At 68.3% G+C, this 13772-nt stretch carries 14 protein-coding genes and 1 tRNA gene; 12 read left to right on the top strand and 3 right to left on the bottom strand.

Annotated elements, in window-relative coordinates; translation table 11 throughout:
* Positions 1 to 8: 8 nt before the first annotated feature.
* From F6X68_RS08595 to F6X68_RS08550, 10 genes are all read left to right on the top strand, one after another.
* The gene (locus tag F6X68_RS08595) at positions 9 to 767 is read left to right on the top strand and encodes a 2OG-Fe(II) oxygenase (RefSeq protein ID WP_151453749.1); all 759 of its coding nucleotides are present in this window, start codon (positions 9 to 11) and stop codon (positions 765 to 767) included.
* Between the two features lie 5 nt (positions 768 to 772).
* Positions 773 to 1999 carry an argininosuccinate synthase gene (locus F6X68_RS08590; RefSeq protein WP_151453748.1) on the top strand — a complete coding sequence of 409 codons (1227 nt, stop codon included), beginning with the start codon at positions 773 to 775 and terminating at the stop codon, positions 1997 to 1999.
* A complete protein-coding gene (locus F6X68_RS08585; RefSeq protein WP_151453747.1) occupies positions 1996 to 2916 on the top strand; it encodes a methionyl-tRNA formyltransferase in 921 nt (306 codons plus the stop codon). The genes F6X68_RS08590 and F6X68_RS08585 overlap by 4 nt, the downstream gene beginning before the upstream one ends.
* A 55-nt stretch (positions 2917 to 2971) precedes the next feature.
* Positions 2972 to 3343, top strand: a complete 372-nt coding sequence (locus tag F6X68_RS08580) for a VOC family protein (protein WP_132231726.1) — start codon at positions 2972 to 2974, stop codon at positions 3341 to 3343.
* A gap of 4 nt (positions 3344 to 3347) precedes the next feature.
* Positions 3348 to 3872 carry a flavin reductase family protein gene (locus F6X68_RS08575; RefSeq protein ID WP_151453746.1) on the top strand — a complete coding sequence of 175 codons (525 nt, stop codon included), beginning with the start codon at positions 3348 to 3350 and terminating at the stop codon, positions 3870 to 3872.
* Positions 3873 to 4857: 985 nt separating this feature from the next.
* Positions 4858 to 5166 carry a hypothetical protein gene (locus F6X68_RS08570; protein ID WP_151453745.1) on the top strand — a complete coding sequence of 103 codons (309 nt, stop codon included), beginning with the start codon at positions 4858 to 4860 and terminating at the stop codon, positions 5164 to 5166.
* A gap of 311 nt (positions 5167 to 5477) precedes the next feature.
* Positions 5478 to 5963 carry a contact-dependent growth inhibition system immunity protein gene (locus tag F6X68_RS34830; RefSeq protein ID WP_225852081.1) on the top strand — a complete coding sequence of 162 codons (486 nt, stop codon included), beginning with the start codon at positions 5478 to 5480 and terminating at the stop codon, positions 5961 to 5963.
* Positions 5848 to 6276, top strand: a complete 429-nt coding sequence (locus F6X68_RS08560; protein ID WP_225852080.1) for a DUF4259 domain-containing protein — start codon at positions 5848 to 5850, stop codon at positions 6274 to 6276. The genes F6X68_RS34830 and F6X68_RS08560 overlap by 116 nt, the downstream gene beginning before the upstream one ends.
* Before the next feature lie 794 nt (positions 6277 to 7070).
* Positions 7071 to 7574 carry a SigE family RNA polymerase sigma factor gene (locus F6X68_RS08555; RefSeq protein ID WP_151453744.1) on the top strand — a complete coding sequence of 168 codons (504 nt, stop codon included), beginning with the start codon at positions 7071 to 7073 and terminating at the stop codon, positions 7572 to 7574.
* Positions 7571 to 8983 carry a PD40 domain-containing protein gene (locus F6X68_RS08550; protein WP_151453743.1) on the top strand — a complete coding sequence of 471 codons (1413 nt, stop codon included), beginning with the start codon at positions 7571 to 7573 and terminating at the stop codon, positions 8981 to 8983. The genes F6X68_RS08555 and F6X68_RS08550 overlap by 4 nt, the downstream gene beginning before the upstream one ends.
* A gap of 391 nt (positions 8984 to 9374) precedes the next feature.
* On the opposite strand, the gene F6X68_RS08545 is transcribed toward F6X68_RS08550, so the two are convergent.
* Entirely contained in the window at positions 9375 to 9878 is a 504-nt protein-coding gene (locus F6X68_RS08545; RefSeq protein WP_225852079.1) for a hypothetical protein, read from the bottom strand.
* 132 nt (positions 9879 to 10010) lie between these two features.
* On the opposite strand from F6X68_RS08545, the gene F6X68_RS33415 reads away from it, so the two are divergent.
* A complete protein-coding gene (locus F6X68_RS33415) occupies positions 10011 to 10391 on the top strand; it encodes an integrase (RefSeq protein WP_192581328.1) in 381 nt (126 codons plus the stop codon).
* A gap of 198 nt (positions 10392 to 10589) precedes the next feature.
* On the opposite strand, the gene F6X68_RS08535 is transcribed toward F6X68_RS33415, so the two are convergent.
* Positions 10590 to 10662 (bottom strand) — tRNA-Arg (locus tag F6X68_RS08535).
* Positions 10663 to 11402: 740 nt separating this feature from the next.
* Between F6X68_RS08535 and F6X68_RS08530 the strand changes: the two genes are divergently transcribed.
* On the top strand, positions 11403 to 12146 hold the full coding sequence (locus F6X68_RS08530; RefSeq protein ID WP_151453741.1) for a DUF4839 domain-containing protein: 744 nt from the start codon (positions 11403 to 11405) through the stop codon (positions 12144 to 12146).
* Positions 12147 to 12378: 232 nt separating this feature from the next.
* On the opposite strand, the gene F6X68_RS08525 is transcribed toward F6X68_RS08530, so the two are convergent.
* Complete coding sequence (locus F6X68_RS08525) at positions 12379 to 13614, bottom strand: hypothetical protein (RefSeq protein WP_225852078.1); 1236 nt, start codon at positions 13612 to 13614, stop codon at positions 12379 to 12381.
* Positions 13615 to 13772: the final 158 nt, after the last annotated feature.

The following is a 13772-nucleotide window of genomic DNA, read 5'->3' as shown; positions in this document are numbered from 1 at the left end:
GAGGATCCGTGTTCGACTCGAGAGTCTTGTACCAGGAACTGCGGGAGCACGTGGAGCGCGACGTGGCGCCGGACGACATCGCCACGGCCCGCCGCGACTTCTCCTACCTGGGGCACGCGAAGGTCTCCTTCGTCGCCCCCGACAGCGTCAAGAAGGCCGTCGCCGACGAGGTCAACGAGTTGATCGACAAGGCCGGTACGCGCCGGGACCTGCGGTTCGCCGAGACCGACTACACGCCCCGCCGGATGCGCAACGTGACCCGGGCCGAGATCGCCGAACTGGGCACCGTCATCAACGGGATCTACACCGCGGAGCCGATCCTGCGGGTGTTGTCGGAGGTGGCCGGCGAGCCGGTGCACCCCTGCCCGTACGAGCCGGAGCAGTTCGTCATCACCTGCCTGGAGAAGGACGGCGACACCCACGGCTGGCACTGGGACGACTTCACCTTCGCGCTGGTCTGGGTGGTCGAGTGCCCGCCGGTGGAGCACGGCGGCTTCGTCCAGTGCGTGCCCAACACCGTCTGGAACAAGGAGCGTCCGGAGATCAACCGGGCGCTGGTCAGCCGTCCGATCTACTCGATGGAGCTGTTCCCCGGCGACCTGTACCTCATGCGGACCAACACCACGCTGCACCGGGTCGCCCCGGTCCGCCAGGGCCGCCGCAAGATCATCAACATGGGGTACGCCTCGACGTCCGACCTGACCCGCGACTTCACCCACGAAACCATGGACCAGCTGTGGGCGACCGTGCCCGCCGGAGAGGTGTGACCATCATGTCGACTCGGAACAACATCGCCCCCCAGCACATCGTGCTCGCCTTCTCCGGCGGGCTCGACACGTCGGTGGCCCTGGTCTGGCTCAAGGAGCGGTACCGCTGCCGGCTGACCGCGTTCATCGCGGACCTCGGGCAGGGCGAGGAGCTGGACACGGCCGCCCGCAAGGCCGAGAAGCTCGGCGCCGACGAGGTGCGGGTGGTCGACCTGCGCGAGGAGTTCGCCCGGGACTACGCCTTCCCCATGTACCGGGCCAACGCCCTCTACGAGGGGCAGTACCTGATGGGGTCCTCCATCGGCCGGCCGCTGATCGCCGCCGCGCAGGTGCGGGTGGCCGAGGAGGTCGGCGCCGACGCCGTGGCGCACGGGGCCACCGGCAAGGGCAACGACCAGATCCGCTTCGAGATGACGTTCGCCGCGCTGCGCCCCGACCTCACGGTGATCAGCCCGTGGCGGGAGTGGGACCTGGCCTCCCGCAGCGACCTGCTCGCGTACGCCGGCAGGCACGGCATCGAGCTGGACCTGAGCAGCGGCGAACGGCCGTACTCCATCGACAGCAACCTGCTGCACACCTCGTACGAGGGCGAGGCGCTGGAGGACCCGGCGCAGCCCGCGCCCGAGGGGCTGCTGTTCCGGGTGCGCGACATCGCCGACACCCCCGACGAGCCCGAGACCGTCGAGATCCACTTCCAGGGCGGCAACCCGGTCGGCGTCAACGGGACTCCCCTGTCCGCCAGCGCCGTGCTGGAGGCGCTCGACGAGATCGGCCGCCGGCACGGCATCGGCCGGCTCGACATCGTGGAGAACCGGATCTTCGGCATGAAGACCCGCAACATCTACGAGGCCCCGTCGGGCAGCCTGCTCTGGCACGCCCACCGGGCGGTGGAGTCGCTGGTGCTCGACCCGGAGGTGGCGCAGCTCAAGGAGGAGCTGATGCCGAAGTACACCGCCCTGGTCTACCGGGGCCTGTGGTTCGCCCCCGAGCGGCTGATGTTGCAGACCGCCATCGACTTCAGCCAGCAGGACGTCACCGGCGACGCGATCCTGCGGGTGCACCGGGGCACCGTCCAGGTGATCGGCCGCCGCTCCCCGCACAGCCGCTACGACACCGCGTTCGCCACCTTCGAGGCGGACGACGTGTTCGACCAGCGCGACTCCTCCGGCTGGCTGCGGGTCAACACCGTCCGCTTCCGGGCCGGGCGGGCCACCCGGGCGGCGAAGCCGTGAGGATCGTCTTCTTCGGGTACGGCGAGCTCGGCGCGACCGTGCTGCGGGGCATCGCGCCGCACCACGAGGTGCTGCTGGTGCTCACCCACCGGGCCGAGTTCAGCGGGCTCGGCGAGCCGGACGTGGAGCTGGCCGCGGCGGAGCTGGGACTGCCGGTGCGCTACTCGGCCACCGCCCGCGAGCCCGACCTGCACGAGCAGCTGCGCGACCTCGCACCGGAACTCATCGTCTCCACCAACTGGCGGACCCGGGTGCCGGCGGAGGTGCTGCGGATCCCGGAACGCGGCGCGGTCAACACGCACGACGCGCTGCTGCCCGCGTACGCCGGGTTCGGCGCCGTCAACTGGGCCATCCGCAACGGCGAGGAGGAGACCGGCCTCACCGTGCACTACATGGCGGAGGAGCTGGACACCGGCCCGGTCATCACCCAGGCCCGCGTGAAGATCGGCCCGCACGACACCGCCGGCCAGATCCTGGAGCGCCTCCTCGCGGAGTACGTGCCGGTCACGCTCGAGGCGTTGGAGCGGGTCGCCGAGGGCCACCGGGGCGAGCCGCAGCCGCCCGAGGGGGCGTCCTTCTACCACCGGATCGGGGTCGAGGACACCCGCATCGACTGGCGGGACAGCGCCACCACGATCTGCAACCTGGTGCGCGGCCAGTCGGACCCGTTCGTCAACGCGTGGACGACGCACCGGGGGTTCCGGCTGTGGGTCAAGGCCGCCACCCGGCCGACCCGGGCGCACGGCGGCACGCCCGGCCGGATCGTCAAGGCCGACTACGGCGGTGTGGTCGTCGCCAGCGGCGGACCGGGCGACGGCGACGACCGCGGGGTGGTGCTGCTCCAGGTCTCCACCGAGACCGGGCCACCCGTGCGTGCCATCGACTACTTCACCACCTTCGGCGAGTACCTTCACTGACACGGTGACCGGGGGCGCCGGTCATCGCGCGTACGACGATGACGGGAGAGGTCGGATGATCGGTCGACTGCACTCGGTGGTGCTGGACTGTCCGGACGCCGAGAAGTTGGCGGAGTTCTACGTCGAGCTGACCGGCCTGGAGTGGGCCGACAGCGACGGGTACTGGGTGACGTTGAAGGGCGCGGACGGGCATCCCCGCCTCTGCCTCCAGAGCGTCGCCGACTACCAGCCGCCGCAGTGGCCGGATCCGGCCTTCCCGCAGCAGGCCCACCTCGACGTGGAGGTGGACGACATCCAGGAGGCCGAGGAGGCGGTGCTGCGGCTGGGCGCCACCCGGCTGCGCGGCGGCGGCAGCCGCAACCACGGCTTCCGGGTCTACGCCGACCCGGTGGGACACCCGTTCTGCCTGGTCTGGGGTCAGGACTGACGCCATGACCAACCAGGACCGGGCAGTGGAGTTCCGCCGTACCGCCGGGGCGTTCGCCACCGGCGTCGGCATCGTCAGCAGCGTGTACGACGACATCCCGCTGGCGATGACGGTCAACTCGTTCACCACCGTCTCGCTGCACCCCACCCTGGTCCTGACCTGCCTGAAGCACCGGAGTCGACTGCTCGCCCAGATCCGCGACTCAGGCATCTTCGCGGTCACCGTGCTGGCGGCGGACCAACGGGACGTCGCCCGTTGGTTCGCCGACGCCCGGCGGCCCTCCGGCGCGGCCGCGTTCGCCGGCGTCCGGGTGCACCGGGCACCGGCCACCGGCTGCCTCGTGTTCAGCGAGGGACTGGCCTACTTCGACTGCCGCGTACGCGACCTCTCCGACCAGGGCGACCACTCGGTGGTCATCGGGGAGGCGGTCTCGTACGGCCCACTGAATCCGGCGAAGGCGCCGCTGCTCTATCTCCACGGGTCGTACCGGTCGATCGCGCCGGTGCCCCCGGCGGTGTCGGCCGCGTAAAGGCCCACCCCACCCGGCGGCGTCCGCCGCCCCGCGCCGCGCGGGCCGCGATTCGGGTACGACGACGGAGTACAGGGGGATGGCAACCAGACAAACGAGCCCCTCCCTTTCGGGACGAGCACTGTCGCGTCATGGCCAATTCCCTTCGCCCGGCCAGGATCCGAACCTGCGACAACCAGCCCGGTCAGGAATACCGCACGACGCACGCCTCGTGCGGGCCTATCACCTGCTGCCACGGAAGGCGCTCCAAGCCATTAGGGCAAGAGCGAGCTGCCAATGGTCCAACGCCCATGGGCGGCTCGACCGCGACTCGGCAAATCGCCCCGCACCGGTCGCCATAACCACCTCGATCGCAGCCAACAACAGCATGGTGCGCCAGGTCGAACGACCAATTACTAACCGGCCCGCGCCGCCCCAAGGTCGCGCCCTCTGGGATTGGCCCAATTTGACGGACCGTGACCATCGACTACGTCCGCCACGGCACCACCGACCTGTTTGCCGCGGTGGACGTGGCCCATCGGCCAGACCCAGCGCATACGCCGCGACCAGGGAGTTGTGCGCTTCCTCCGCACCATCGACCGGGCGGGCCAGGACCGAACTGGAACCACATATCATGCTGGGCAGATACGCCAGCCCGCCATCCAGCAGGGACTCATTGAGCACGCCAGTTCCACCTGAACTTCACCCCGAACTACTCGTCGTGGCTGAACCCTGGGCGAACTGGTTCCGCGAACCAACCTACCGCAACCACGTCGGCTTGCCCGGCGCAGTCTCACCGACCTGAAAGCAGATGTGACCGCCTGGATCGCGGCACGAACGCCGCCTCAAGCCGTCTACCTGGGCGGGGGTAGCAGACGACATCCTCGAAACAGCTCTCGCGCCCCACGAACGATTTAACAACCGTCAACACCAGGCGCGATTTAATTGACAGTGGTCGATTCTCGTGGCAGGCTCAGGGCATCCCTTCGAACAGAACGGAGCTTCAATGCGCGCGATTCGAAAGATCCTCGCTGCCACCGCCGTCACCGGCGCGACCGCGGTGTCCCTGCTGACGGGTGCGGCCCCCGCGTCCGCCGACGCTGGAGCCAACGCAGTCGGCTGGTACACGGGTTACGGCTCGGGATCCTCCGCCTCGCTCGCCATCTGGTCGGCGGAGAACGACGCCAAGTGGAAGGCCCAGATGGGCGGCTTCAACACCTACCTCGACTGCCGCACGACCTACAGCAGCAGCACGAAGGTCAGCGACTACTACTACACCGCCAACGTGCAGTTGTACTGCTACACCTTCAACTGAGCCACCCCTCGCCGATCGCCGGAAGGAGTTCGTCGGGCACCACCAGGCGCACTCCTTCCGGTCGTCGGCGATCTGCCCGGGGCGCGGAGGACGTACCAGCTCGTCCGCAAGACGCACAACGTCGCCGCGGTGCGTTCGCTGGTCGTCCGACACTCCGCTCCCCGGACCGCTTTTCTCGCCGCCACCCCAACAAGATCGTTATCTGGTTCGACGAGCCGTGCCGTCGAGCAGCGCGAAACAGCCGCCCACGTGGACACAAGGCTGACTACCCTGGCCGCCGTGACGACCATCGAGCAGCTTGAGCGGGAGGTATGGCCGGACCCGACCCGGACAGCACCTTCCTCGTCCGACGCTGCACCGAGCTGCGGCGCAAGCCGGTAGCAGAGTTCACGGTCGAAGACCTGCGCATCATGCTCGGTCAGCAAATCGGGGTGTCGGCCCTGCTGCCTCTCGCGGTGCAAGTCTTGCTCCGCGATCCCTTGGCCGAGGGTGACTACTATCCGGGCGACCTGCTCTTCAACGTGCTGCGGCTATCAAACTCAGCGTGGTCGAATTTCCGAGCCGAACGGAAGCGCCTGGCCTCGACTGTGGCTCGACTCGTTGCCGGCCCCCCGTTCTCCGCACCTGACCTCAGGCCGCGTGACCCGAACTGGCAGCTGCGCGACGCCATGGCGCGCTTCCTTGCTGATCTTCGAGGTGCCTCGGCGGGATCCCAACCTGCGACACACGGTTCAGGAATGGAGTACGGGCCGGGTCACCTCCGAGCCTCTGGCCTGCCCCGACTGGCTCGGCCGTAGCCATCATCGCCCGATCGATCCGTTTGACAACGACACTGCCGCCGACTGGTGCGGTGACCTCCACGATGCCGATCCGTCTGCGCGGTCGGCAATGGTTCGCGCTGCCCTGACAACGGCCGCCCTCAACACCGGATACCTCGAGCATGACGAGGCCGTCTCGGCCATCGCTGCGGCAGCGATCGTGGCGTCTCACATGCCCGGCGGAGACCCGATAACCTCGCCGTGCGCACCGGACTTCCTGCTTGCTGCGATACACCTACGCATGACGCCGGAGTGCAGCTGCACTTTGGAAGATCGTTCTCGACTGACCTGATCCGCCTAGAACGCCTGCTCAGCTGCGGCGTCATGGTGCCCGATCATGGCTGCTGCTGACCGTCTAGACACGCTTCTCGCACGTGTGCCCCGCGACGGTGAGCGAGCAGCGACGCAATCGATATGGCCGCTACGGCTCTGGCCCGTCCGGTCCCGACCGTTCTCCCACGATGTCGCCGGACGCCTCAATCGCTGCAATGAAGCGACGGAATGGCGGCCAAGGGATGGTCCAGGTGCCGTGGACCGTCAGAGTGACGCGGTCGGCTGCCTCGGGCACGAAGGGTCCGTTGTTCGGAGAGGCGTCGGGTGTGCGGACAGGTCGAGGAACCGGCGCAGGACCGGCCAGGGTGTTTGGCCTTCGTCAACGTGGACTACGGCGAGGCGGGCCGGCTGCGGCGTGAAAGGTCCCCCGTACGGCGTTGCGTCTGGGATGGCGAAGGCGATATGTGGCCCGGCCCCTGGGGCTCCACACAGCTCGCCCAGTTCGTAGCACCAGGCCTCTTCAGGCAGGCAGTAGAGGGAGACAACCTCGTACTGCTTGCCAGCGTGAGTCCAGGTCTCCACCGCAGATGATCACACAGGCGTTGCTGCGGGCGCAGAAATTTGAGGTGGCCAGCCTGCCCAGCCGATGCGGCCGGAGGCCGCCAGCAGGCTGGAGCTGGCCGGCGCGGTGGTCGACGTGGACGGCGGTTTCATCGGCTGACCAACGTCAGGCGCGGCGGTGCGCCACTATCGCCGTGCCCGGCCTCAACCATTGTGGCGACGGGAGGCGTCTTACCTGACGAGGGGGTGGGCATGACCAAGACGTTCCACGAGTTCGTGGCGCACCGCTCACCAGCGTTGTCCCGGACGGCCTATCTGCTCACCGGTGATCACCATCTCGCCGAGGATCTGCTGCAGAGCGCGCTGGCGAAGACGTACCAGCACTGGCGGCGCATCCGCAGCGGCGACCCGGATGCCTACGTGCGGCGGGTGATGTACCACCATCAGGTCTCCTGGTGGCGGCGCCGCCGCCTCGCCGAACGGCTGGACCCGGAGCCCAGCGACCAACCCGGCGACGACCACTCCGACACGACCGCCCTGCGGCTCACCCTGGCGGCTGCGCTGCGCCAACTCACCCCGCGCCAACGCGCCGTGGTCGTGCTGCGGTTCTACGAGGACTTGACCGAGACGCAGGTCGCCGAGGTGCTGGGCTGCTCCGTCGGCACGGTGAAGCGGCACGGCCACGATGCGGTACGCCGACTGCGCGCCATCGCCCCCCAACTGGTCGACCCAGCGGCGGAGAGGATTCCGCGATGACCAACCGACTACGCGAGTCGCTGCACACAGCGGCGGCCGACGTTCCCGCGTACCCGGTCTACGAACGGGCGCTCGCCACCGCCCGCCGCTCCCGCCGCCGTACCGCCCTCGCGGCCGCGGCGGCGCTGGTGCTGGTCGCGCTGGCCGGGGCGGCGCTGCCGCTGGCGGGTACCCCCGCCGTCGACCCGGCGGCCGAAGCTGCGGCCGCGCTGCCCGACCGGGTCGGCGTGCCGCCCCTCGGCAGCCTGCACGCCACCGATCGACCGCGCCTCGGTCCCGCCTCGGTGATCTTCACCGGTCAGGCCCCGCGCCTGACATACGGCGACGAGGGCAGCATCATCGCGGTCGTCGGCGCGGACGCCGACCGCTACCGGATCATCAAAGGCGAAATCGAGGCTCAAGCCGGCGAGGACACGGTGCTGTCTCCCGACGGTCGCCGCGTCGCCTTCACATCAGTCGGCTTCACGAACACCCGAGTGGAGATCGTCGACCTGGTGACCGGGCGCAGCCGTACCGTGACCAGCGGCGTCGCCGGCACCGCCATGGCCGAACCGGCGGGCTGGTCGCCGGACGGGCGGGCGCTGGTCGTCCGAGACACTGTGCCGGCCAACCCGGAGCGCAGCGCCTACCGGCAGGTGCTCAGCATCGTCTGGCTGACTGGCGACCGCCGGACCCGGCTGGCCGACGATCACGAGGGGCACGGGTCCCCGATCGCGTTCGCCCCGGACGGTGCACGGCTCGCCTTCCAAACCGGGCGGACGGTCACCGTCGCCGACCTCGACGGCCGGCGGCTCTCCTCGTTCACCCTCGCGTCCGACACGGAGTTGGCCGGCAAGGGTGCCTGGAGCACCGACGGTAGGACGCTGACGGTCACCCGGCGGGACGGCGACAGCTGGAGCCTGTGGCGGATCGACGCGGCCACGGGCAGGGACCTCGGCGCGACCGGCACGCCGGCCGTCTCCGGTGTGACCGCCATCAGGCTGCTGGGCTGGGCGGTGGATGGGACTGCGTGGGTCGTCGCCTACCAGCCCGCACCCCACGCTCCGGCCGCGTTCGACAGGCCCCTCGAGATGGAGCAACGACTGGCGTACGGCAACGTCGGCACGGTGCGGGTGCTGGCCCTCGGTCGTGGCGCGGACGCTCCCGCCACCCTGCTCACCGCCCCAAGGGACGTCGTCGCGATCGACGTTTCCGACGACGTGATCCGCAGCGGCCGCACCCGTGAGGCAAGCCCGCCCCGCGTGGGCCCCCGATTCTGGTTCTGGACCATCCTCATCCCCGTCCTGGTGACCGGCATCGCCGCGTACCGCTGTCGCGAACGGATAGCACTTTGGCTCGACGCCCGGCGTGTCAGGCGTGCGCGCGGGCGGGTGGATGTTCTTGATCGCAAAGGTTGGAAGATTGAGTAGAGCTTGGCGGATCTTCACCCGAGCCGGAAGACCGCTCACGGATGGACGACCCCTTCGGGGAAAGTGACCTGACGTAGTGGCGAGTGTGGTCAAGTGCCGTACCGCGTGGTCAGACGTACCGGTCGTGCCGTCGAGCATGATCGATAGTTGCCACGGGGTACGGCTTTCGCTGAGAATCCGCTGACTTCCGGATGACGGGCTGCGGGCGTCTGAGGACGGCCGGAGGCGCCCGCAGAACGGTCCGCAGCGCGTCTTGATCAGGGTTAGGAATGGAGTACGGCTCAATGCGCATACGGCCCTCTGATCTGCTGCAATGAGTCACGTATGCCACCCCGTGGGCAAGATCAGTCCGTAAATAGTCCGCGACCTCGGTAGGCCACAGCGTCCGCCGTCACTGCCCTTCGGCAGTGGGCGCGGAGCTATTCAGCCAACCGATGAGCGACAGGTACTGGCGGAGTTCGTCCGGGATTGGCCCCGGCTGGCAGACCCATTCGTCCGCCAGGGTCGCGACGAGCAGCTCGGTCCGGTCGAAGCGCAGCAGGAGCCCACCGACAGCCGGAATCGTGCTGTATCCCTGGAGGAGCCCTACGTCAACGAGGTGCTGTCCAATGACCTCGCCGAGCAGGTCTGTGAGTTGGACCGGCCCAACTGCGGTCCGCCCGTACTCCTGCATATCGTACGACGAGTAGGGATCTTCCTCTGTGAGCTTCAGCAGCTCACCGCAGCCGTGAGCCATGATGGCTGGCGCTCCCTCGAAGTGCAGCCAGAAATGCAGCAGGCCGTCAGTTCCCGTCGCCGGCTTGTCGTCGAACCAGTGCCGCGCCTCGGTCACCGCAAGCAGTCGTCGACCCAGGAGCGGGCGAAGTGGAGCGGCAACGGTCACGGGATCCGGCACGGCCGCACCATAGCAGCGCCAGATCGCCAGTTTTGGAGATCATTCTCGGCTGTCGTGATGTGTCCGGTACGCCTGGTCAGCGGGTGCACGACCGCGTGGGTTGAAGCACCGGGCGGGGCGGAGTCGCGGGTCGTGCCGATCCCGCCGGAGCTGGTGGGGATCCTGCGGCGACACGTCAACCGGTTCGGCGCCGCCGATGATGGTCGGTTGTTCCGCAGCGACAAGGGAAACGTGGTGGCCGCGTCGACATACTCGCGGGTGTGGAAGGCGGCGCGAGGGCTGGCGCTGAAGTGCCCCGCACGGGCGGCGACGTCGATTGCCGGAACACCGGAGTTCAGCCGCAGCGACACCGCCGCGTGCCGTAGGGTCGTACGGCCGCCTGGCCAGCGGGGACACCACCTGCACCGGAGTTCCGTGGACGTGCTGCTGAAGGTGTACGCCAAGTGCATCGACGGCCAGGAGGCGACGGTCAACGAGCGGATCGAGGCCGCGTTGGGTGGTCCGGGTGCGTAGTCTGCGAGGTGTCCTCACCAGTCCGGATCTTGGCGGAAACAGCCGGCGCGACCTGGGAAAACGCAGCCAAGATCAATCCGTGAATAGTCCGTGGGCAGCGACGAACGGCGGCTTCGGGTGGCATCCGGTTGCACAGGTCGATCGATCGACGCACGAACGTATCCGCTGCTCAGATGGCGTTCTGGCTGATCTTCGAGGTGCCCCCGGCAGGATTCGAACCTGCGACACACGGTTTAGGAAACCGATGCTCTATCCCCTGAGCTACGAGGGCGCGAGGGCCTAGTCTAGCGACCCGGGCGTTCACCTGGGGTGGCAGGGAGTGGCCCACGTTCACCCGCGTCACCCGGACCCCTGTCCTCCCAGCCCAGGAGCACACCCGGAGCACACGAACCCCGGGTTGCGACCGGCGGTCGTCCGCAATGACCCGCGTTGGCGCCGGTTGACCTCGGGTGGCATCCGCTGGAGAGCACACACCGCGCACATCACGCAAGATCATGGTGTGCCGCCCGCTCCACCGATTGGGGAGTCGCCGGCCGACAGGAGCGCGCCTGAGCGGCGTCCCTCCACGGACTTCGAGCGCTGGCTCATGTGTCCTTCTGGTCGGCGCGCTGGACCTCGCCGGTTCCCGTCCCGATCTCGGGCCCCTCAACCGCATCGACAGCAGAATGATTCGGACGCTGCAAGCTGACCCGATGTGGCTACAAGCCAGTACTGTCATGCTCAGCCCGCGGCCGCAGCTACGGGTGCGACAGCTCGTCGTCCTTTCCCTCGGACTGCTTGTCGCCGGGACCCTGCCGGCGTGGGAGGCGTACCGTGACCGGCTGCTGCAGCTTGTCGGACACGAACACTGACGACTGCTCCTTGAGTTCCCCCGCTTTGATGGAGCGGTGGTTACCTGCTGCCGGCTGGTGCAGGGGTAGCGATAGTTGGTTCGGCTGGGTTGTGCTGGCGGCCTCTATCCTGGCGAGGAGTCCATGAGCGATGAATCCGATTCGGGGGTCTGGGAGCCGCATGGCCGACGACGGTGTGCAGTACGAGTTCAAGTCCGTGCAGGCAGTCCGCGGCATCGAGGCCAGGTCGATCGCGAAGTGGCAGAAGGCTGGTTGGGAGTTCGTCGACCAGGACCAGGGGACGTTGCGGACAACGCTGAACTTCCGCCGCCCGAAGCCGAAGGTCCCGTGGGTACTCATTGCAGTGGCGGCCGGTGTCGTCCTGCTCCTGGCCATCGTCGGCGGAATCGCCAGCGCGCTACAGGGCGGAAACGACAAGGACCCCAAATCGCCAAGCGAGACGACGGTCGCGGCGAGCGAAAAGCCCTCGGAGACGGCGAAGCCCGACGAATCGGCTTCGGATGAGTCCGGCGCAGACCAGGTCCTGACGGTCGAGAACAGCAAGGATCTCGCGGCGCTCTTGGCGGTGCGGGACTACTGCGACGAGACGATCGGAACGTTCGTGGCCAAGTACGAGGGCAGGACCATCGAGTTCGACGGTTCCATCGCATCGATGCGAAATCACGGCGAGTACAGCACTCGCTACGACATCCTCGTCTCTCCGGGGGATAAAGGCCCGAAATCTGCGGCTGGGCCTGCATTCAAGTTCGAAGACGTCAACATCCCTGACCTGCATCTCGCTGGCGCGAACATTCCGAATTCCGTAGGTGCCGGCGACCTTCTCCGCGTCGTTGCTCGGGTTGGCGAGTACAACCCGGACCAGTGCCTGTTCATCCTTGAGCCGGTCTCTACAAAAATCCGGTAGCAGGGGTCTGCTGCACCGGTTCGCGGAGCTGGTCACGCAGTTGGGCTGCCACCGGTACGGTTGCACGACCTGTGGCACGCGGCTGCGGCGTTGGCATCGGCGGCCGGGTGGGCCTGGTGATCCAGCACGCCGTGGGCCCCGCCAGCCCGGTCACCGCTGCCAAGACCTATATCCATACGTTCAGACGATCAACGCAACAAACCCTACTCATCGGACATAACGCCGTCATCCGTCATCGCGAGTCGAGCGCCATGACCAACGCCGTGCGGGTACTGGCTTCCTGTTCGACGACGTAACCACGGGCGAGGCAGGCGCGGGCGAACGCGCCGACCTGGTCGCTGCGGACGGCGACTGGTTCCAGACGCGTGCGAATGTGGGTCGAGAATAGCTTGCCAGCGGTGTGTTCGGCGGTGCCGACGTCGATGACGCGGATGGCGGTTGCCGGTGGGAGGTTGTCATGGATGCGAGCGGTGATCCGGACGCCGCCGAGGTCGGCGTCGGTGCAGATCCAGGTGAGCTGCACCTGGGTGGCGGCTTGCCGGATCAGGTCGAGAACTGGGTCGGGTGGTTGTCCATGGCACCAGATGATGGGCAGGTGCGGGTGGGTGTCGCAGACGGCTTCGGCGGCCTGCCGGTTTTCGATGATCAGCAGTGGCCCGGTGCTGGCTGTGACGGTGATGGTCAGCGGGTGGGTGGGGTGCAGTCGGATGTCGTGCGGACCGGGTAGGCCGGACAGGTCGATGACGGGCCCGGTCGCCGGGTGTAACCGGACCGGGCCGGCGACGCCGATGTACGGCGACCGGGACAGGCCGATCTCGGCGAGCGCGGCCGGTTCGAAGCCGAGGTCCGCCAGCAGCCGTTGCACGTCGTCGCGGGCTTTGGTGTTTGCGGCGTGGTGTTGGACGAACGCGCGGACGGAGGGGTGGACGGCACCGGTGGCCAGGTCGGTGGCCGCGTTGACGGCCCAGGTGAGCCGGTCGGCGTGGTCGGTGCTGATCAACGCGTGCGCGACGCCGGGCCATTCGCCCGCCAGGTCGGCGGCGAGGGCGGCAGCCCGGGTCTGCAAGTTGGTGCGTTGATCGCGGCGGCTGGTACGGCGGTCCTTCTCAGTGGCGGTCAACGCGGGGTGTGGGTAGACCTTCTTCGGTGTCGGAGCTGGGCGGGCGCCTTGCAGCTCGTAACCGATGGTGATGCAGCCGGCGCGGGCGAGGGTGAACGCGATGATGTGGGCGCGATCGCCGAACCGGTCGGTGATCTGTTTCCATCCGTGCTCGCTGCGGATCAACCATGCCCAGTCTGTGTCAGACAGCAGCCCGTTCGGCCGGTGCGGTGGCTGTACGGGGTCGTCGGTGCGCAGCCGGATGGCGCGGTAGTACGGCACTCCGCTGCGGTTGCGGGGATACCGGCCGGAGGCGGGCAGCGGCGCGTACGCAATCAGCCCGGGCCAGTCGGTGATCGACCGCAGCACGATCTCCGGGTCCGATTCTTGGCCGGGGGTGGTGGGCTTCCCCCTGAGATGTGGACACCCTGAGACTGGATGTTGGTCCAGAGGAAGGGGTGTCCCCGTTGGGGCGTCCATCGAAGTACACGGAAGAGTTCCGGCGTGACGCGGTTGACCTGGTCCGT

This window comes from Micromonospora sp. AMSO12t (genome assembly GCF_008806585.1).
GTDB lineage: Bacteria > Actinomycetota > Actinomycetes > Mycobacteriales > Micromonosporaceae > Micromonospora > Micromonospora reichwaldensis.
The sequence above is the reverse complement of the archived record's forward strand: the minus strand, read 5'-3'. Positions and strand labels throughout refer to the sequence as shown.